General features: G+C 58.8%; 16 protein-coding genes and 1 tRNA gene. 7 read left to right on the forward strand and 10 right to left on the reverse strand.

Features of this window, described 5'->3' with window-relative positions; all coding sequences use genetic code 11:
• Positions 1–72: 72 nt before the first annotated feature.
• On the reverse strand, positions 73–696 hold the full coding sequence (locus SPHFLASMR4Y_RS04400) for an ATP-dependent Clp protease proteolytic subunit (RefSeq protein WP_089132472.1): 624 nt from the start codon (positions 694–696) through the stop codon (positions 73–75).
• 244 nt (positions 697–940) lie between these two features.
• On the opposite strand from SPHFLASMR4Y_RS04400, the gene SPHFLASMR4Y_RS04405 reads away from it, so the two are divergent.
• A complete protein-coding gene (locus SPHFLASMR4Y_RS04405; protein ID WP_089132473.1) occupies positions 941–1,561 on the forward strand; it encodes an ATP-dependent Clp protease proteolytic subunit in 621 nt (206 codons plus the stop codon).
• Between the two features lie 108 nt (positions 1,562–1,669).
• On the opposite strand, the gene tig is transcribed toward SPHFLASMR4Y_RS04405, so the two are convergent.
• The 5 genes from tig to gatC form a co-directional block, all read right to left on the reverse strand.
• Positions 1,670–3,217: a trigger factor gene (gene tig / locus SPHFLASMR4Y_RS04410; protein ID WP_089132474.1), complete on the reverse strand. Its 1,548-nt coding sequence runs from the start codon at positions 3,215–3,217 to the stop codon at positions 1,670–1,672.
• A gap of 56 nt (positions 3,218–3,273) precedes the next feature.
• Positions 3,274–3,358, reverse strand: a tRNA-Leu gene (locus tag SPHFLASMR4Y_RS04415).
• Positions 3,359–3,449: 91 nt separating this feature from the next.
• Positions 3,450–4,937 carry an Asp-tRNA(Asn)/Glu-tRNA(Gln) amidotransferase subunit GatB gene (gatB, locus tag SPHFLASMR4Y_RS04420; RefSeq protein WP_089132475.1) on the reverse strand — a complete coding sequence of 496 codons (1,488 nt, stop codon included), beginning with the start codon at positions 4,935–4,937 and terminating at the stop codon, positions 3,450–3,452.
• Positions 4,938–4,939: 2 nt separating this feature from the next.
• The gene (gene gatA / locus SPHFLASMR4Y_RS04425) at positions 4,940–6,424 is read right to left on the reverse strand and encodes an Asp-tRNA(Asn)/Glu-tRNA(Gln) amidotransferase subunit GatA (protein WP_089132476.1); all 1,485 of its coding nucleotides are present in this window, start codon (positions 6,422–6,424) and stop codon (positions 4,940–4,942) included.
• 100 nt (positions 6,425–6,524) lie between these two features.
• The gene (gene gatC / locus SPHFLASMR4Y_RS04430; protein WP_089132477.1) at positions 6,525–6,812 is read right to left on the reverse strand and encodes an Asp-tRNA(Asn)/Glu-tRNA(Gln) amidotransferase subunit GatC; all 288 of its coding nucleotides are present in this window, start codon (positions 6,810–6,812) and stop codon (positions 6,525–6,527) included.
• Between the two features lie 128 nt (positions 6,813–6,940).
• Here gatC and SPHFLASMR4Y_RS04435 point away from each other — a divergent pair, with 128 nt between their 5' ends.
• The 4 genes from SPHFLASMR4Y_RS04435 to SPHFLASMR4Y_RS04450 are packed head-to-tail and all read left to right on the forward strand — an operon-like array spanning position 6,941 to position 10,758.
• Positions 6,941–8,065, forward strand: a complete 1,125-nt coding sequence (locus SPHFLASMR4Y_RS04435) for a DUF3089 domain-containing protein (RefSeq protein ID WP_089132478.1) — start codon at positions 6,941–6,943, stop codon at positions 8,063–8,065.
• A complete protein-coding gene (gene ruvX, locus SPHFLASMR4Y_RS04440) occupies positions 8,062–8,529 on the forward strand; it encodes a Holliday junction resolvase RuvX (RefSeq protein ID WP_089132479.1) in 468 nt (155 codons plus the stop codon). The genes SPHFLASMR4Y_RS04435 and ruvX overlap by 4 nt, the downstream gene beginning before the upstream one ends.
• Before the next feature lie 19 nt (positions 8,530–8,548).
• Positions 8,549–9,541, forward strand: a complete 993-nt coding sequence (locus SPHFLASMR4Y_RS04445; protein ID WP_089132480.1) for an aspartate carbamoyltransferase catalytic subunit — start codon at positions 8,549–8,551, stop codon at positions 9,539–9,541.
• Complete coding sequence (locus tag SPHFLASMR4Y_RS04450; RefSeq protein WP_089132481.1) at positions 9,538–10,758, forward strand: dihydroorotase; 1,221 nt, start codon at positions 9,538–9,540, stop codon at positions 10,756–10,758. The genes SPHFLASMR4Y_RS04445 and SPHFLASMR4Y_RS04450 overlap by 4 nt, the downstream gene beginning before the upstream one ends.
• Positions 10,759–10,788: 30 nt before the next feature.
• On the opposite strand, the gene SPHFLASMR4Y_RS04455 is transcribed toward SPHFLASMR4Y_RS04450, so the two are convergent.
• From SPHFLASMR4Y_RS04455 to SPHFLASMR4Y_RS04465, 3 genes are read right to left on the reverse strand one after another with little or no spacing between them, the layout of a single operon-like run.
• Positions 10,789–12,234 carry an SPOR domain-containing protein gene (locus SPHFLASMR4Y_RS04455; protein ID WP_089132482.1) on the reverse strand — a complete coding sequence of 482 codons (1,446 nt, stop codon included), beginning with the start codon at positions 12,232–12,234 and terminating at the stop codon, positions 10,789–10,791.
• A gap of 59 nt (positions 12,235–12,293) precedes the next feature.
• Positions 12,294–12,947 (reverse strand): hypothetical protein, encoded by a 654-nt coding sequence (locus tag SPHFLASMR4Y_RS04460; RefSeq protein ID WP_089134682.1) that lies wholly within the window; start codon positions 12,945–12,947, stop codon positions 12,294–12,296.
• A gap of 17 nt (positions 12,948–12,964) precedes the next feature.
• Positions 12,965–13,687, reverse strand: coding sequence for a ParA family protein (locus SPHFLASMR4Y_RS04465; RefSeq protein ID WP_089134683.1), 723 nt, complete (start codon positions 13,685–13,687; stop codon positions 12,965–12,967).
• 253 nt (positions 13,688–13,940) lie between these two features.
• Here SPHFLASMR4Y_RS04465 and SPHFLASMR4Y_RS04470 point away from each other — a divergent pair, with 253 nt between their 5' ends.
• Complete coding sequence (locus SPHFLASMR4Y_RS04470) at positions 13,941–14,957, forward strand: SPOR domain-containing protein (RefSeq protein WP_089132483.1); 1,017 nt, start codon at positions 13,941–13,943, stop codon at positions 14,955–14,957.
• Positions 14,958–14,963: 6 nt separating this feature from the next.
• Here the strand turns inward: SPHFLASMR4Y_RS04470 and serB are convergent, their stop codons facing one another.
• Positions 14,964–15,845, reverse strand: a complete 882-nt coding sequence (gene serB, locus SPHFLASMR4Y_RS04475; RefSeq protein ID WP_089134685.1) for a phosphoserine phosphatase SerB — start codon at positions 15,843–15,845, stop codon at positions 14,964–14,966.
• On the opposite strand from serB, the gene miaA reads away from it, so the two are divergent.
• A complete protein-coding gene (miaA, locus tag SPHFLASMR4Y_RS04480; protein ID WP_089134684.1) occupies positions 15,838–16,773 on the forward strand; it encodes a tRNA (adenosine(37)-N6)-dimethylallyltransferase MiaA in 936 nt (311 codons plus the stop codon). The two genes, serB and miaA, sit on opposite strands and share 8 nt — an antisense overlap.
• Positions 16,774–16,878: the final 105 nt, after the last annotated feature.

The following is a 16,878-nucleotide window of genomic DNA, read 5'->3' on the forward strand; positions in this document are numbered from 1 at the left end:
TACCCGCCCTTTCGGCGTATATGCAAGCCTGTCAACCATATTGCTGATGTCTACCGGGGTGGCGCGACGCGCTTATTTGTCCCCGTCGCTTGGCACCGGGCGCTTGTCGTAGACTTCGTCGACAATGCCGAATGCCTTGGCTTCGTTCGCTTCCAGGAAGGTATCGCGATCCATGGCCTTTTCGATCTCTTCTACGGATTTGCCGGTATATTTCGCGTATAGCGAATTCATGCTCGACCGGATACGCAGGATTTCCTTGGCCTGGATCTCGATGTCGGAAGCCATGCCCTGGGCGCCGCCTGAGGGCTGATGCACCATGATCCGCGCGTTGGTGGTGGCCATACGCATGCCCGGTTCACCCGCAGCCAGAAGGAAGCTGCCCATGGAAGCCGCCTGACCGACACAGACCGTACCGACTCGCGGCCGGATATATTGCATCGTGTCGTGGATCGCCATTCCGGCAGTCACCACGCCACCGGGCGAGTTGATGTAAAGATAGATATCTTTTTTCGGATTTTCGGATTCCAGAAACAGCAATTGCGCGGTGATGATCGATGCCATCCCGTCTTCAATCGGACCGGTTACAAATACGATCCGCTCGCGCAGCAGTCGGGAAAAAATGTCAAAACTGCGTTCGCCACGGTTGGATTGTTCGATAACAACCGGGACTAGAGCGTCTGTGATCGGGTCATGCATGTTGTAAGTCGTCCTGTTTTTATCTCTTTTGCGCTTCTCTTCAGCGTCGCCACTACATCGGGATTATCGCCGAATTGTTCAAGGCCTTTAACGATGTTGGCCGAGAATGATTGCGACCGAGAAAAAAACCTTCGCCGGCATGACGATCATTGCGCACCATCCCGGCTATCCCTACATGTTCTGCAAGGCAATGCTGATCATTTCGTGATCGGTGCTGGTCAAATTTCCATCTGCGGAGTCAAGAATGATAACCAACAACAGCCCAATCACCCCCTTTTATAACGAAGAGGACGACGAAGAGAACAAGTCCGGTGGCCTGCCCGGCGCCATGATGACGAAGTTTCTCGAAGCCCGCACGATCATGATATTTGGCGGCATTGACCAGAAGCTGGCGGAGCGCGTGTCTACGCAGCTGCTCTATCTCGATCATGTCAATAACGATCCCATTCGCATTTTCCTGAATTCTCCCGGCGGCCACGTCGAATCCGGCGACACGATCCACGATCTGGTGCGCTATATCAGCTCGCCGGTCGCGATGATCGGAACCGGCTGGGTAGCCAGCGCCGGCACGCATATTTTCCTCGGCGTTCCCAAGGAGCAGCGTTTCTGCCTGCCCAATACTCGATTCCTGATCCATCAGCCCTCCGGCGGTGCCGGCGGCAAGGCATCGGACATTGCAATCCAGGCGCAGGAAATCGTCAAGATGCGCGAACGGCTGGCACGGATTATCGCGGATGAAACCGGGCAGGATGTCGAGCGGGTCCGCAAGGATATTGATCGCGATTACTGGATGAGCACCGAAGAAGCCAAGGAATATGGCATTCTCGGCACGGTGATCAACAAGGCCAGCGAAGTTAAGATCTGACGCTGGCAATAGCCGCAAGTCGCGGACCGAAGCTGACGGTTGTCAGCGCATAAAAAAGCCGGACAGGTCCGCCCTGCCCGGCTTTTTTGTGCATTCAGTCTGAATAGATTATTTCTTGGCCTTGGCAGCGGGCTTTTTAGCGGCTGGCTTCTTGGCAGGAGCCTTGTCGTCAGCGGCTTTCTTGGCTGGCGCTTTCTTGGCAGCAGGTTTCTTGGCCGGTGCCTTTTCAGCGTCGTCCTTGGCCGGAGCCTTCTTGGCTGCCGGTTTTTTCGCCGCAGCCTTCTTGGCCGGTGCTTTCTTCTTGGCTGCCGGCTTGGCTTCCGCTTCATCTTCCGCTTCGATCGCTGCTTCCAGCTCTTCGCGGGTTACTTTGCGGTCGGTAATCTCTGCCTTTTCGAACAGGAAGTCGACGACCTTGTCTTCGTACATAGGTGCGCGAAGCTGGGCTGCAGCCATCTGGTCCTGCTGGATATACTGGACGAACCGGTCGCGGTCTTCCGGACGATATTGCTGGGCCGCCTGCTGGATCAGCATGCCCATTTCCTGCTGGCTGACTTCGACGCCATTGGCCTGGCCAATTTCCGACAGCAGCAGTCCGAGCCGAACGCGACGGACAGCAATCTCGCGATATTCGTCCTTCTCGTCTTCCATTTCCTTGCGGGCGGCTTCCGGATCTTCTTCCTGGGCCGCTTCCTGCTCCAGCTGCTGCCAGATCTGGTTGAATTCGGCTTCGACCATGCCCGGCGGCACTTCGAAATCATGATTGGCGGCGAGCTGGTCGAGCAGCTTGCGCTTCATATGGGTACGGGTCAGGCCGTTCAGTTCCTGCTCGATCTGGCCTTTCAGCAATTCGCTGAGCTGGTCGATGCCTTCGAGCCCCATAGACTTGGCCATTTCATCGTCTGCTTTTGCGACCTTCGGCTTCTGCACCTCGGCAACAACCACGTCGAAGGTGGCGTCTTTGCCCTTCAGGTCCTCGACATTATAATCGTCGGGGAAGGTCACCTTGACGAGCACTTCGTCATTGGCTTTCTTGCCGATCAGCTGATCTTCAAAACCCGGGATCAGTCGGCCGGAACCGAGTTCGATCGCCATGCCTTCGCCCTTGCCGCCTTCAAACGGCACGCCGTCAACCTTGCCTTCAAAGTCGATCAGCAACTGATCGCCTTCTTTCGCCTTGTAGGATTTTGCGGCGGTTTCGAACTGCTTCTGGCTTTCGGCAAATTTCTGCAGCGCTTCGTCAACGGTCTTCTCGTCCGCTTCGACCTGGAGCCGCTCGAGTTTCAGGCCGTCGACCGATGGGGTCGGAACGTCCGGCAGGATTTCCAGATCCAGCTTCACATTGGCGTCCTTGCCAGGCTCATAGCCTTCATCAAGGTCGACATTGGGCTGCATCGCCGGACGGAGCTTGTTGTCCGTCATGGTTTTTTCGATGCTTTCCTGGATCGAGCTGGTCAGCGCGTCCTGCATCAGGGCATCATTATGCATCTTGCGAACAAGATTTGCGGGAACCTTGCCCTTGCGGAAGCCGGGCATATTCACCTGAGGTGCCAGTTTCTTGACCTCGGCTTCGACCCGCGACTCGATATCCTTCGCGGTAATCTTGATTTCATAGGCCCGTTTCAGACCTTCGTTCAGCGTTTCAACAATCTGCATGACTATCCTTTGGTGCCTTCATGTTCGGTGTTTTTCGAAAGATATTGCAACTAACTTGGTGCGGGCGAAGGGACTCGAACCCCCACACCCGAAGATACCAGAACCTAAATCTGGCGCGTCTACCAATTCCGCCACGCCCGCCCAGCTAAGTCGTCAAAGCCCTATCGAAGTACGATTGACCCGCGCGCCTAGCCGAAAGGCGCGTTGAGGGCAAGTGGGGTTTGTGAACGAATCAACCCAGCGTCTTCTTGAGAAGCTCGTTCACCACCTGCGGATTGGCCTTGCCCTGCATGGCTTTCATTGTCTGGCCGACGAAGAAACCGAACAATTTGTCCTTGCCGTCGCGATATTGGGCGACCTTGTCCTCATTGGCGGCCATCACTTCGGCGATGACTTTCTCGATCGCTCCGGTGTCGGATTCCTGCTTGAGGCCCTGTTCCTCGACGATTTTTGTAGCGCCATCGCCGCTTTCGAGCATGATCTCGAACACCTGCTTGGCGATCTTGCCGGAAATCGTGCCGTCGGCGATAAGGCCGAGCAATTCTGCGGCCTGTGCCGGAGAAACCGGACTTTCGGCGATATCAAGCCCCATCCGGTTGAGCGCGCCGAACAGTTCCGATGTCATCCAGTTGGCGGCGCTGCTGGCGATCTTTTCCGGCTCGTCTGTGGTATCGAGCAATTCCTCGAACCAAAGCGCGGTTTCATGCTCTGCGGTCAGCACTGCGGCGTTGTAAGCGCTCAGGCCCAGAACATTCTTGTAGCGGGCGCGCTTTTCGTCCGGCAATTCCGGCAGGCTCGCCTTGCAGTCGAAGATGAAATCATCTTCCAGTTCCAGCGGCAGCAGGTCGGGATCGGGGAAGTAGCGATAGTCGTGCGCATCTTCCTTCGACCGCATCGAACGCGTCTCTCCGCGATCGGGATCGAACAGACGGGTTTCCTGCACAACAGCGCCGCCGTCCTCGATCAGATCGACCTGACGCTGGGCTTCATATTCGATCACCGCCTGGATGAAGCGCATCGAGTTGACATTCTTGGTCTCGGTTCGGGTGCCGAGTTCGCCGCCGGGCTTGCGCACGCTGACGTTGACATCGGCGCGCATCGAGCCCTGTTCCATATTGCCGTCGCATGATCCGACATAGCGCAGGATCGAACGCAGCTTGCGGACATAGGCCGCCGCTTCCTTGGGCGAGGTCATGTCCGGCTTGGAGACGATTTCCATCAGCGCGACGCCGCAGCGGTTAAGGTCGACATAGGACATGGTCGGATGCTGGTCGTGCATCAGCTTGCCGGCGTCCTGCTCGATATGGATGCGCTCGACACCGATCGCCTTGCCATGGGCATCGGGATCTTTTTCATCGAGCGAAATCTGGATCACGCCCTCACCCACGATCGGATGGTAGAGCTGGGAAATCTGGTAACCCTGCGGCAGATCGGCGTAGAAATAATTCTTGCGGTCGAAGCGCGAATATTTGTTGATCTGGGCATTGATCGCGAGACCGGTGCGCACCGCCTGACGGACGCATTCGGCGTTGAGCGTCGGCAGCATGCCGGGCATGGCCGCGTCAACCAGGCTGACCTGCGTGTTCGGTTCCGCGCCAAATTCGGTGGAAGCCCCGGAAAAGAGCTTCGATTCGGAGGTGATCTGGGCGTGGACCTCGAGGCCGATCACGACCTCCCATTCGCCGGTTCCGCCCTGGATACGATATGTTGATTCGGTCATTTTTACCACCACTGCTCCGGTTTCGCGACAAATCCGGCCCGTTCTTCAATTGCCAGACCGGCGTTGAACACGCTCTGTTCGTCCAGCGCCTTGCCGATGATCTGGAGACCGAGGGGCAATCCTTTCCCATCAAGGCCAGCCGGCACCGACATGGCGGGCAGACCGGCCAGCGAACTGGGCACGGTGAACACGTCGTTGAGATACATGGCCAGCGGATCATCGCTTTTCTCTCCCAGGCCAAAGGCGGCGCTGGGTGCGGTTGGCGTCAGCAGCAGGTCGCAACTGTTCCAGGCCTTGTCGAAATCCTGCGCAATCAGCGTCCGAACCTTCTGCGCCTGGGTATAATAAGCGTCATAATAGCCGGCGCTGAGCACATAGGTGCCGATCATGATCCGGCGCTTCACCTCGTCACCGAAACCGGCTTCGCGGGTCGCGGCATACATGTCCTGCAGCCCTGCCCCGTCCGGCAGATCGCGCAGACCATAACGCACGCCGTCATAGCGCGAGAGATTGGATGAGGCTTCCGCCGGCGCGATGATATAATAGGCGGGCAACGCATATTTGGTGTGCGGCAGCGAGACATCGACGATGGTCACGCCGGCATCCTTCAGCATCTCGATGCCTTTCTGCCAGAGCGCATCGATGTCGGCAGGCATATTCTCGACCCGATATTCCTTGGGAATACCGATTTTCTTGCCGGCGAGATTGCTGCTCAGCGCCGCTTCCCAGTCGGGGACGGGCAGATCGAGCGAGGTCGAGTCCTTGGCATCAAAACCGGCCATGGATTCGAGCATGATCGCGCAATCGCGGACGTCATGGGCCATCGGTCCGGCCTGATCGAGCGAGCTGGCAAAGGCAATCGTGCCCCAGCGCGAGCAACGGCCGTAGGTTGGCTTGAAACCGGTGATGCCAACGAACGCGGCGGGCTGGCGAATCGAGCCGCCGGTGTCGGTGCCGGTGGCGGCCGGTGCGATGCGTCCGGAGACGACCGCCGCGCTGCCACCCGACGAACCGCCCGGGGCGAGATCGGCATTGCTGCCATCATTGCGCCGCCAGGGCGAAATCACATTGCCGAAGGCGCTGGTCTCGTTCGAGCTGCCCATGGCAAACTGGTCCATGTTGAGCTTGCCGAGCATACCCGCGCCCGCCTTGAACAGATTGGACGACACGGTCGATTCATATTGCGGGGTGAAGCCTTCAAGGATGCGGCTGGCAGCGGTGGTTGGCACGCCTTCGGTGCAGAAAAGATCCTTCATGCCAATCGGCACGCCGGCCATCTTGCCGAGGGTCTCGCCATTTGCCTTGGCTGTGTCGGTGGCTTCTGCAGCCGCCAGAGCATGGTCCGGCGTTTCGACCAGAAAAGCGTTCAGCGGCTTGGCCGCGCTGACCCGCGCGATGAACGTCTCGGCGACTTCCTTGGCGGTAAAATCGCCGTCGGCAATGCCGTTGCGGATATCTGCGATACCCATTTCATATATTGCGGTCATAGCACTGGCTCCGTTCGTGCTGAGCTTGTCGAAGCATGGGTGGTTGCCGCGGGGCCCTTCGACAGGCTCAGGGCGAACGGGGTTTCTTTCCGGACCATCATTATTCGATCACCTTCGGAACAGCAAAAAAGCCATGTTCGGCAACAGGCGCGTTGGCCAGTATCTTGTCGCGGATATTGCCGTCAGTGACGACATCCTCGCGCAGCCGCAATTTGTTCGGGATCACCGCCGTCATCGGCTCAACCTTCGAAGTATCCACTTCGCCCAATTGCTCGACCCAGCCCAGTATCTGGTTCAGCTCGGGCACGAAGGCATCCGCTTCGGCTTCGGTAATCGCGATCCTCGAGAGACTGGCGATCTTTTTGACGGTTTCCTTATCGATTGACATGACTCATTCTTTTCAGGTTCATCTTTTTTCGGGTATTTTGGATTTTTATTGTGTACCGAGCGCCGCTAGCACTGGCGCGGAGCGGCTTCAAGCGGATTGAAGCAGCAATAGATAGGTTGGAGTATCATTTGGCCCGCAAGTTTCTCTATTTTGTCGCAGGCATGGTCATTCTCGTGCTCGCCGGCGCGTTTGTTTTCCGCCTTTATGGTGACGAACTGATGGAAGTGGCCTTCGTCCCGGACACCGAATTTACCGCGCAGGAAGTCCTGGAAAACAATGTCTATGCCGATACGGCGATGTGGCTGGCGCGACCCGAACTGGTGGAGGGCAATCCGGCGCTCTGGCTGCCACAAGACTATGAAGACAGCGAGCCGGCATTTCCCGAGACAGGGAAAGCCGCCGTTTTCTTCGTCCATCCGACGTCATTCCTGGAAAAAGATCATTGGAACGCGCCGCTGGATGATGGAGAATCACAGGACCGGGCGCGCATCTTCCTGCGGGGACAGGCCAGCGCCTTCAACGCCATCGGCCAAGTCTGGGCGCCGCGCTATCGCCAGGCCACATTGGGGGCATTTCTGACCGAAAAGCCGGAAGGCCAGCGGGCACTGGATGCGGCCTATCGGGACGTGCTGGCGGCTTTTGACCACTTTGTCTCGGAAATTCCCGGCGACCAGCCGATCCTGTTGGCCGGGCACAGCCAGGGCAGCCTGCATCTGACCAATCTCCTCAAGGACCGGGTTGCGGGCACGCCGCTCGCCAACCGGATTGTCGCCGCCTATGTCGTCGGCTGGCCAGTATCGGTGGATACGGATATTCCGGAAATGGGGCTCGATATCTGCGAGAAGCCTGACCAGACGCGCTGCATCATGGCCTGGCAAAGCTTTGCCGAGCCCGCCGATTATGACCGGATCACCAAGGTCTATGACATGACCATCGGGTTCAACGGTCAGCCGCGCAAGAATACAAAATTGCTCTGCAGCAATCCGATCAATGGCGACATCAATTCCTCGGCTTCGGCTTCGGCCAATCTCGGTACGCTGGTTCCCAATGATGATCTCAGCGAAGCGAAGCTGACCGCCGGATCGGTGCCGGCAAGATGCGACGACCGGGGCTTCCTGCTGATCGGCGATCCCCCGGAAATCGGCCCCTATGCCCTGCCCGGCAATAATTACCATGTCTACGATTACAGCCTGTTCTGGGCCAATGTGCGCGCCGATGCGCGCCGGAGGACGGCAGCATTTCCGGCACGCTGATCTCCGATGATGTCGCGGCCTTTGCCGCTGCGCTGCCCGATGGCGGGCGCCTGCTGGGGCTGGATATCGGCACCAAGACCGTGGGCATGGCTCTGTGCGATTCGCACTGGACCTTTGCAACAGCTGCCGAGACGATCGAACGGCGTAAATTTTCCAAGGATCTCGAACGCATCAAGACGGTCATTGCCGAACAGAATATCGTCGGACTGGTCGCCGGCCTGCCGCTCAACCTCGACGGTAGCCAGAGCCCGCAGACCCAGGCGGCACGGGCCTTTGCGCATAATCTGAAACCGCTTGGGCTGCCGATTCTCCTGTGGGACGAACGCTGGAGCACGCAGGCAGTCACCCGCGACCTGATCGCCTCGGATGTCAGCCGGAAGAAACGGGCCAAGGTCGTCGACAAAATGGCCGCCGCCTATATTTTGCAGGGGGCCATCGACAGGCTTGCCGCGCTGCCCCGATGACTCTATAGAACCCGCTTTAATGACATCGCACAAAACCGCATCGTCGCAGACCTTTCCAGCCGGATCGGATGCTTTTCCACATCGCCATCTATTGGGTATCGCCGGGCTGCAGCCCTGGGAGATATTATTCCTGATGGAAGAGGCCAAGCAGTGGGTCGATCTGAACCGGAAATCAAGCAAACATGCGGACAGGCTGGACGGCCTGACCGTGATCAACGCCTTTTTCGAAAACAGCACCCGAACATTGCTCTCCTTTGAAATCGCCGGAAAGCGGATGGGCGCGGATGTGGTCAACATGCACGCGGCGCAATCCAGCATCAAGAAAGGCGAGACGCTGATCGACACGGCAGTCACGCTGAACGCAATGAAGGCCGATGCGATCGTCATCCGCCACGGCAGTTCCGGCGCGGTGCAGCTGATCGCCGACAAGGTCGACTGTCCGGTGCTCAACGCCGGTGACGGGCGGCACGAGCATCCGACCCAGGCGTTGCTCGACGCGCTGACCATCCAGCGCCGGCGGGGCGAGATCAGCGGACTGACCGTGACCATTTGCGGCGATGTCATGCACAGCCGGGTGGCGCGGTCCAATATCTATTGCCTGACCACATTGGGCGCCAGGGTCCGGGTCTGCGCGCCGCCGTCCCTGCTCCCCGCCGCGCTCGACCGGTTCAATGTCGAGGTTTTTACCGATTTTGACGAAGCGCTGAAGGGCAGCGATGTGGTGATGATGCTGCGGCTACAGAACGAACGGATGAACGGCGACTTCATCCCCAGCCCGCGCGAATATCACTATCTTTACGGCCTGACGCGCGAGCGGCTGAAACTGGCCAATACGGACGCGTTGATCATGCACCCCGGCCCGATGAACCGCGGCGTCGAGATTGACAGCGACGTCGCCGACGATCTTGAAAATTCCGCGATCACCGAGCAGGTCGAAATGGGCGTGGCCGTGCGCATGGCTTGCCTGGATATATTGACCCGCAAATCCCGCGGCGTGGAGGGCTGGTCATGAAAAAGAATTTCACCAATGCCCGTCTGGTGCTGCCGGATGAACAGCAACCGGTTGAAGGCAGCCTGCTCGTCGAAGGGGACCGCATCACCGCAATAAATATTGGTGCTGACGATCAACCAGACGGAGCAATCGACTGCCAGGACAAACTTCTCGCGCCGGGGATCGTCGATCTCGGCGTTTTTGCGATCGACAAGCCGGCGTTCCGCTTTGGCGGAATAACCCGGGCGGCGCTGATGCCGGACCAGGCCCCGGTCCTCGATCTGCCGGCGATGATCAAGCATAATGCCGTCGACGGGAAACCGGATCTCTGGTCGCATCCGATCGCCGCAGCGACCAAGGGGCTCAAAGGGCAGCAGCTCGCCGAAATCGGCCTGATGCAGCGTTCCGGTGCCAAGGCGGTGGCCACGGGCCGGCAATGGATCGCCGATAGCGGTATCATGCTGCGGCTGCTGCAATATTGCAAATCGCTGAACCTGCCGCTGATCGTGCACAGCGAGGATGCCGGGCTGACCGGCGACGCGGTCGCGACCAACGGCGAGACCGCCACACGTCTGGGGCTGGCCAGCGCCACAGCGGCGGCCGAATCGCTCTCGATTGCGCGGGATATCGCGCTGGTTCGCGAAACCGGTGCCCATGTGCATTTTCGTCAGGTGACCACGACGGCCGGCCTGGACCTGATCCGGGCAGCCAAATCGGAAAACCTGCCGGTGACTTGCGGGATCACCCCTGCCCATCTGCTATTGTCCGATATCGCGATCAGCGATTTCCGGACCTTTGCCCGGCTGAGCCCGCCACTGCGGGATGAGGCAAACCGCCTGGCTTGCATCGAGGCCGTCAGAGACGGCACCATTGATGTGATTTCGTCCGGACATGATCCCCGTGGCCCCGAGGACAAGCGCCTGCCCTTTGCCGAAGCCGCACCGGGCATGGCGGGAGCGGAAACCTTGCTGGCCTTGGCCTTCACACTGGTTCGTGATGGTATAATCCCGATCGGACGCCTGTTTGAACTGCTATCTACCAACCCGGCGAAAATCCTCGGGGTGGACGCAGGCTTGCTGAAAGCGGGTCATGAAGCGGATTTCATCCTGATCGATGAGGATGCGCCATGGCAGGTCGACACGCGGAAAATGGCGGCCGCCGCTGGCAATACGCCGTTTGACGGCTTGCCGGTCCAGGGCCGGGTAACGGCCATATATAAAGGCGGCAGAGCTTATTAGCTCGCCGCCCTTATCACATGACTAAATGATTTAGCGCGAAGCGAGTTTCTTCGGAGCCTGGCTGGCCATGCGCGTTGGCGCGACCTTGTTGACGCTTTTGGCCTGGCGGACGATGCAGTTGCCGCCCTTCGCCTTGATACCGGCACACATGGCTTCAGCCGTTTGCGCATTGCCAAAGCCGACCGCTGCCAACCGGTAAAGTGTCCTGCCCTTCACGTTAACCCGCGAACTGGCATGTTGAAAAGACTTCAGATCGCTGTTTCTGGCGGACAATATGCCCCAGGCGCGCTTGGCACTTGCGGGCGACGAAAAAGCACCGAGCTGAACAAGATGCGTTCCGGAGGTCGTAACCACGGTTTGCGACACTGGCTGGTAGGAGGTCTTCTGCAGGAGAGGTTTGGCAGCCGGACTGTTCTGGACAGCGGCGGTTTTTACCGAAGCCGGCTCGTCGCGCTCAACGGCGAAGCTGGCGGGGGCCGCAGCAACGCGCGGCTTGGACGATGTTCTGGCGACAGGCTCGGGGGCAGCTGTCTTTGCCGCAGCGTTGCTGGCCGGCAACGCGACCGAAGCCACTTCGACATTATTTTCCTTGGCGAGGAAGTCCGTATCCGATCCGGCTTTTGGTGCGGGCCCGATAGCCGGGAGCGGCGTGTTCCGGTCGAAGCTGGCAACTTCACGTCCATAATCCTGCTGGGGAGATGCCGCGACATCGGCCGGCACAACATTCGGGCGGAGCGCCAGTCGGGTTGGCTGGCCCGGATCATTCGCGACCGGGGTCACCTTGAGCACGGTGGCGATGCGTGTCTGATAAGCGCCGGGACGGGCCATCTGGGCCCATTCCATAACGCGTTGATTGACCGCTGCCGGCGCAACGTCCTGCACCGCCATCAGCTTGGCTTCTTTCCAGCGACCATCCAGGGCGTAGGCCAGTCCCAGATTCTGGCGAGTGCGGCCTGTGACATTGGATCCACGGATCGCCTGCTCGAGAACCTCGATGGCTGTCTTGCTGTCACCGGCCAATGCCAGTGCCAGGCCATAGTCAGACGCAGGAATATATTGACGGTTGTTGACGATGAGGGTTTTGGCCTTCTCCGCTTTGCCCTGCCCCAATTGTGCGAGGCTGAGGCTCAGAATCGTCCGTGCGTCGGACTTGCCGAGTTCCATGGCGTCCTGAAAACTGCGTTCCGCTGATGCCATACGACCGGCAGACAGATAGGCCTGGCCCAGAAGAGCCCGTGTTTCCGGATCGTTGCCGACACCGGCGACGGAACGCTCGGCATAGGCAATCGCAGCATCGAGATCACCTTTCGCCAGAGCCTTCTCGGCCTTCTTGGCATATTTGGCGCCGTCCTTGACGGTCGCCGGCTTGCTGGACATGGATGCGACCGAGCCGCCGCCAACAGGACCGCAGCCTGTCAACATAGTGGCGAACACCATGGAGGAAGCAGCCATTCTCAAAATTACATCGCGTTTCATTTTTATGCCCTCGCAATAAAAGTCAGTCGTTTCCGTTCAATATTCTCTTCAAGCCTGTTTCAGGCAGCACCGCGCGACGGAACGCGTTCGGCCAGATCGTCCAACTCGGGAATGGTCTTCAAATATTCGTCCACAGCCTTGGTGACCAATTGCTGGGCCGACATGTTTTTGACCGCCGTTGCCAGCCGCAATTTCAGATGCCGTTCCGGATCGAGCCGGAGCGTGAAAGCCGTTTTTGCCTTCCGTGTCCGGGATTTTGTCGCCGGACGTGGCTTTACGACCTCTATTTTCTCTACCCTGGCGGATTCCAGCACCGTCGGCTTGTCGGCGGACGCGTTTTCTTCGCGGGATATCGACGGCGCTTCTGGAGCATCGCCCGCGTCTTCCGTGCCGGCTTCGGCAGGCTCTTCATGCGAAGATTTCACACCCAGCTTGGCGGCAATTTCTTCCTGCTGCTGGCGGACGGCTGCACCCGGGTTCGGAATAGCGCCGGCCAGCGGATTGTGAACATGCTCAACCGGATGCGCATTATGGTCAGGATCGACATCATAGCCCATGTCGTCCCAGCCGAGATCTTCATGCAGTTCGCCGCCAGAGTGGGCGCCATGATCCGGAAAGTTCGAGTAGCCCTGACGACGCATCGCCGGCTTTGCGCCACCTTTGCGTGCCAGCAAGCTGGACGACAGGGATGCAAGGGGTTTGGGATCGCTCATTTTTTCAGCCTCTCCCATCACGAACCAACAACGCGGCGGCCAAAATTGCCGCCCGCCCGCTGGATGCCCGGATTGACATTTTGTGCCATTGCGGGTGCGCTGAAAATTGTCCGGCGGAAATTTTTCTCCAGCCGGTCGGAAATATAGGACCAGAGATGGACGACTTCCTGGGCCGAGCGGCTCTTCGGATCGACTTCCATCACGGTCCGGCCATCGATCATCGAACCGGCAAAATCGGTGCGGTGGTGAATGGTTATCGGCGCGACAGTGCCGTGCTGTGACAGTGCAACCGCCGCTTCGGAGGTGATCTTCGCTTTCGGAGTCGCACCATTGACCACGAAGATCAGGGGTTTGCCCGCCCGTTCGCAGAGATCGACGGTGGCACCAACGGCCCTGAGATCGTGCGGACTGGGGCGTGTCGGAATGACGATCAGTTCGGCAACCGAAATCACGCTCTGGATCGCCATGGTGATCGCCGGTGGCGTATCGATGACAGCCAGTTTAAAGCCTTGCTGACGCAATATCGCCAGATCCGCAGCGAGGCGCGAAACCGTGGTTTGCGCGAAAGCCGGTAGTTCGGCTTCCCGCTCGTTCCACCAATCGGCCAGCGATCCCTGCGGATCGATGTCAATCAGTACGACGGGCCCCGCCCCGGCCAGTTGTGCCTGCACAGCCAGATGGCCCGACAATGTCGTCTTGCCGGAACCGCCCTTTTGCGAAGCCATTGCTAGAACTCGCACGCTCTTCCCCTTGTTCAATCGCGGCAATATTTGCCTGAAAATCTATAATCTGCGGCTTTTGTGACAGAACAGCGCTAAAATAGGGTTAACAGGATCACCGGGAATTTTGCGCTGGTGAAATTATCGGTTACATCCCCCCCTGCAGAGGATTCCGAAACCGTCTCTCCAGTTTTTACTAGACTTGAAGAGTCTCAGGGGTTTAGCAAACTGAATACGGCTGATACTGTTGAAATTTGATTATCGAGGATATTCCATGAACAAGGCCCATCACTATATGGCTCCACTGTTAGGCCTGGCGCTGACCTTGAGTGCAACACCGGCCTTGGCGGATGTGAAGGACGGCGTCGATGCGTGGGGGCGCGGTGATTTTCAAACCGCGATCAACGAATGGCGCGGTCCTGCAGAGCGGGGCGATGCCGATGCCCAGTTCAATATGGGACAGGCCTACAAGCTCGGCCGCGGTGTACCGCAGGATCTCGCACAAGCCGAAAAATGGTACAAGAGAGCCGCCGATCAGGGCCATTTGCAGGCCAATGACAATTATGGCCTGGTGCTGTTTCAGGCCAATCGCCGCAGTGAAGCCCTCCCCTATTTGCAGGCTTCCGCACAGCGCGGCGAACCCCGCGCCCAATATGTTCTCGGGACCGGTCACTTCAACGGCGACTTTGTCGAGAAGGACTGGATCAGGGCCTATGCGCTGATGACACGTGCATCGGCACAGGAACTGCCACAGGCGACCTCCAATCTGGCACAGATGGACCGATTCATCCCGGTGGAGGACCGGCGCCGCGCGGTCGAACTGGCCGGCCAGATGGAACAGGATGAAAAGCGCATCAGAACCGCGCAGATCGGCGGTTTTCGTCCGGCACAGACCCCCGGTGCAGTGCAAACGGCCCAATTGCCGCCTTCGCGACCGGCACTCCCCGATCCCGCACCAGCACCCGGCCCGATCACGCCCGGCGTGACTTATGCTCCTTCCCCGCAACCGGCGCCGGCCGCCCCTGTGGCGACAGCAGCGCCCGTGCGCGCGGCCGCAAGGGGCGACTGGCGTGTACAGCTCGGAGCGTTCAGCGACGAGAACAAGGCGAAAACCCTCTGGACCAGGCTTGAAGGCCGTGTTTCGGCGCTTGCTGGACTACAGCCCTATCTGGTCAGAGCGGGTGGTATTACACGCTTGCAGGCGGGGCCTTTTGCGACCCGTGCGCAAGCCGATTCCATGTGCGGCCAAGTCAAGGCGTCCGGCAACGACTGTATCGTCAAACGGCGCTGATCGGCTCTACGGGGTGACCCACTGGTCCGCGGAAATGCCCTGAATATACAAGAGCGCGGTCAGATCATTATATTTGATCGCGACATCTGCGGCCTGCGCAGCCTTTGGCTTGGCGTGATAGGCAACGCCAAGCCCCGCCCTTTGCAGCATAGGGATATCATTGGCTCCGTCACCGACGGCCAGACAGGAATCGAGCGATAGCCCGCCTTCCTGCGCGGCGGATTGCAGCAACTGGTCCTTGCGGGCCGAATCGACAATCGGTCCGTCGAGCCGGCCGGTGAGCAGACCGGCGGATTCGCCCAGCACATTGGCATGAAAGGATTCAAATCCAATGGATTGCGCCACGGGTTTGGCAAATTTTGTGAATCCGCCTGACACCAGAATGGTGGTCCCCCCTGCCTGCGCCATGGTTCTCACCAGCGTTTCCGCACCGGGCATGATCCTGACCCGCTCATCCAGACAGAGCTGGATAGCGGCAGTCTCGAGCCCTTTTAGCAGCGCCACCCGGCCGCGGAGCGCCTCTTCGAAATCGAGCTCGCCCTGCATTGCGCGTTCGGTAATCGCTGCGATTTCGGACTTGATGCCGGCATAATCGGCCAGTTCGTCGATACATTCGACCGTGATCATGGTGCTGTCCATGTCCGAGATCAGCAGCTTCTTCAACCGATCCGCTTCCGGCTGGACGGCAATGTCGATATCATTTCCAATCGCTTCCAGACAGGCGCGCGCCGGACCGGGTTCGCCCTCGAAGAAAATGTCTACAACCCGCCCGTCGATCAGATCGGACTGACGCGTGACAATGGCTCCGGCCTGACCAAGGCTGGCAATCGCCGATTGAATATCTCTCTCATTCAGGGATTCTTTTGCTATGAGCGTGGCGATGAACATGATTTCTCCGAAACAGGACCAGAATGTTGTGCTGGTCGTAGGTCCCACGGCCAGCGGCAAATCCGCCTTGGCACTGGACATTGCCAAAAAGCAACCCTCGGTAATCATCAATGCCGACAGCGCCCAGGTCTACCGCGATCTCACGATATTGAGCGCGCGCCCGACCGAGGAGGAAATGGAGGGCATCGATCACCGTCTATTCGGCTATATCGACGGCATGGAGGCCTGCTCTGCTGCGCGCTGGGCCAGTGACGCCAAGACGGCAATCGCAGCGGCCCATGACCGCGATCTTCTGCCGATACTGGTGGGAGGAACCGGGCTTTACGTCCGGACATTGCTTGAAGGCATTGCGCCAATTCCCGAAATACAGCCGCAAATCCGGCAGGAAATCAGGGAAATGGAAAGATTGGAAGCCTATCACTCACTCCAGCAGATGGATCCGCTTTCGGCCGAGCGGCTGCACGCGACCGACACAACCCGCATTCAGCGAGCACTGGAAGTGGTCCGCTCGACCGGCAAGCCGCTTGACCACTGGCACAAGCACAAGACAGGCGGGATTGGCGGCCGTATCACCCTGCATCCTCTGATACTGCTGCCGCCACGGGAATGGCTCTATGAACGCTGTGACCGGCGGTTTGATGAAATGATCGAACGCGGAGCCCGGGAAGAGGTGGAACAGCTTCTGGTCCGCGATATCCCTGCAAACCTGCCGGTCATGCGGGCAATCGGGGTTGCCGAAATCGCGGCCTGGATAGCAGGTGACATTGATCAGGCCGATGCAGTGGAGCAGGCGCAAACGGCCACCCGGCGCTATGCAAAGCGCCAGTATACCTGGTTCCGCAACCAGAGTCCGACGGAATGGGGTCGACTGGAGACGGTAGATAATATCAATAGTGATCATATATTTGATATTATATTACGCAATTAGGCCTTGACATAACATTTTCAGATATGTAGCCAGCCCCGAATTGATAAGCCTTGCCTATTGTGTTGCAGTGCATCATGGCGGGGACCGAGCGTAACTGACAGTTGA

Origin of the sequence: Sphingorhabdus sp. SMR4y, from assembly GCF_002218195.1 — a bacterium.
Lineage (GTDB): Bacteria > Pseudomonadota > Alphaproteobacteria > Sphingomonadales > Sphingomonadaceae > Parasphingorhabdus.

Coding starts and splice junctions, on each gene's coding strand:
- SPHFLASMR4Y_RS04400 (WP_089132472.1), bottom strand. CDS start 696: ATGCATGACCCGATCACAGACGCTCTAGTCCCGGTTGTTATCGAACAA.
- SPHFLASMR4Y_RS04405 (WP_089132473.1), top strand. CDS start 941: ATGATAACCAACAACAGCCCAATCACCCCCTTTTATAACGAAGAGGAC.
- tig (WP_089132474.1), bottom strand. CDS start 3,217: ATGCAGATTGTTGAAACGCTGAACGAAGGTCTGAAACGGGCCTATGAA.
- gatB (WP_089132475.1), bottom strand. CDS start 4,937: ATGACCGAATCAACATATCGTATCCAGGGCGGAACCGGCGAATGGGAG.
- gatA (WP_089132476.1), bottom strand. CDS start 6,424: ATGACCGCAATATATGAAATGGGTATCGCAGATATCCGCAACGGCATT.
- gatC (WP_089132477.1), bottom strand. CDS start 6,812: ATGTCAATCGATAAGGAAACCGTCAAAAAGATCGCCAGTCTCTCGAGG.
- SPHFLASMR4Y_RS04445 (WP_089132480.1), top strand. CDS start 8,549: ATGACATCGCACAAAACCGCATCGTCGCAGACCTTTCCAGCCGGATCG.
- SPHFLASMR4Y_RS04450 (WP_089132481.1), top strand. CDS start 9,538: ATGAAAAAGAATTTCACCAATGCCCGTCTGGTGCTGCCGGATGAACAG.
- SPHFLASMR4Y_RS04455 (WP_089132482.1), bottom strand. CDS start 12,234: ATGAAACGCGATGTAATTTTGAGAATGGCTGCTTCCTCCATGGTGTTC.
- SPHFLASMR4Y_RS04460 (WP_089134682.1), bottom strand. CDS start 12,947: ATGAGCGATCCCAAACCCCTTGCATCCCTGTCGTCCAGCTTGCTGGCA.
- SPHFLASMR4Y_RS04470 (WP_089132483.1), top strand. CDS start 13,941: ATGAACAAGGCCCATCACTATATGGCTCCACTGTTAGGCCTGGCGCTG.
- miaA (WP_089134684.1), top strand. CDS start 15,838: ATGAACATGATTTCTCCGAAACAGGACCAGAATGTTGTGCTGGTCGTA.
- serB (WP_089134685.1), bottom strand. CDS start 15,845: ATGTTCATCGCCACGCTCATAGCAAAAGAATCCCTGAATGAGAGAGAT.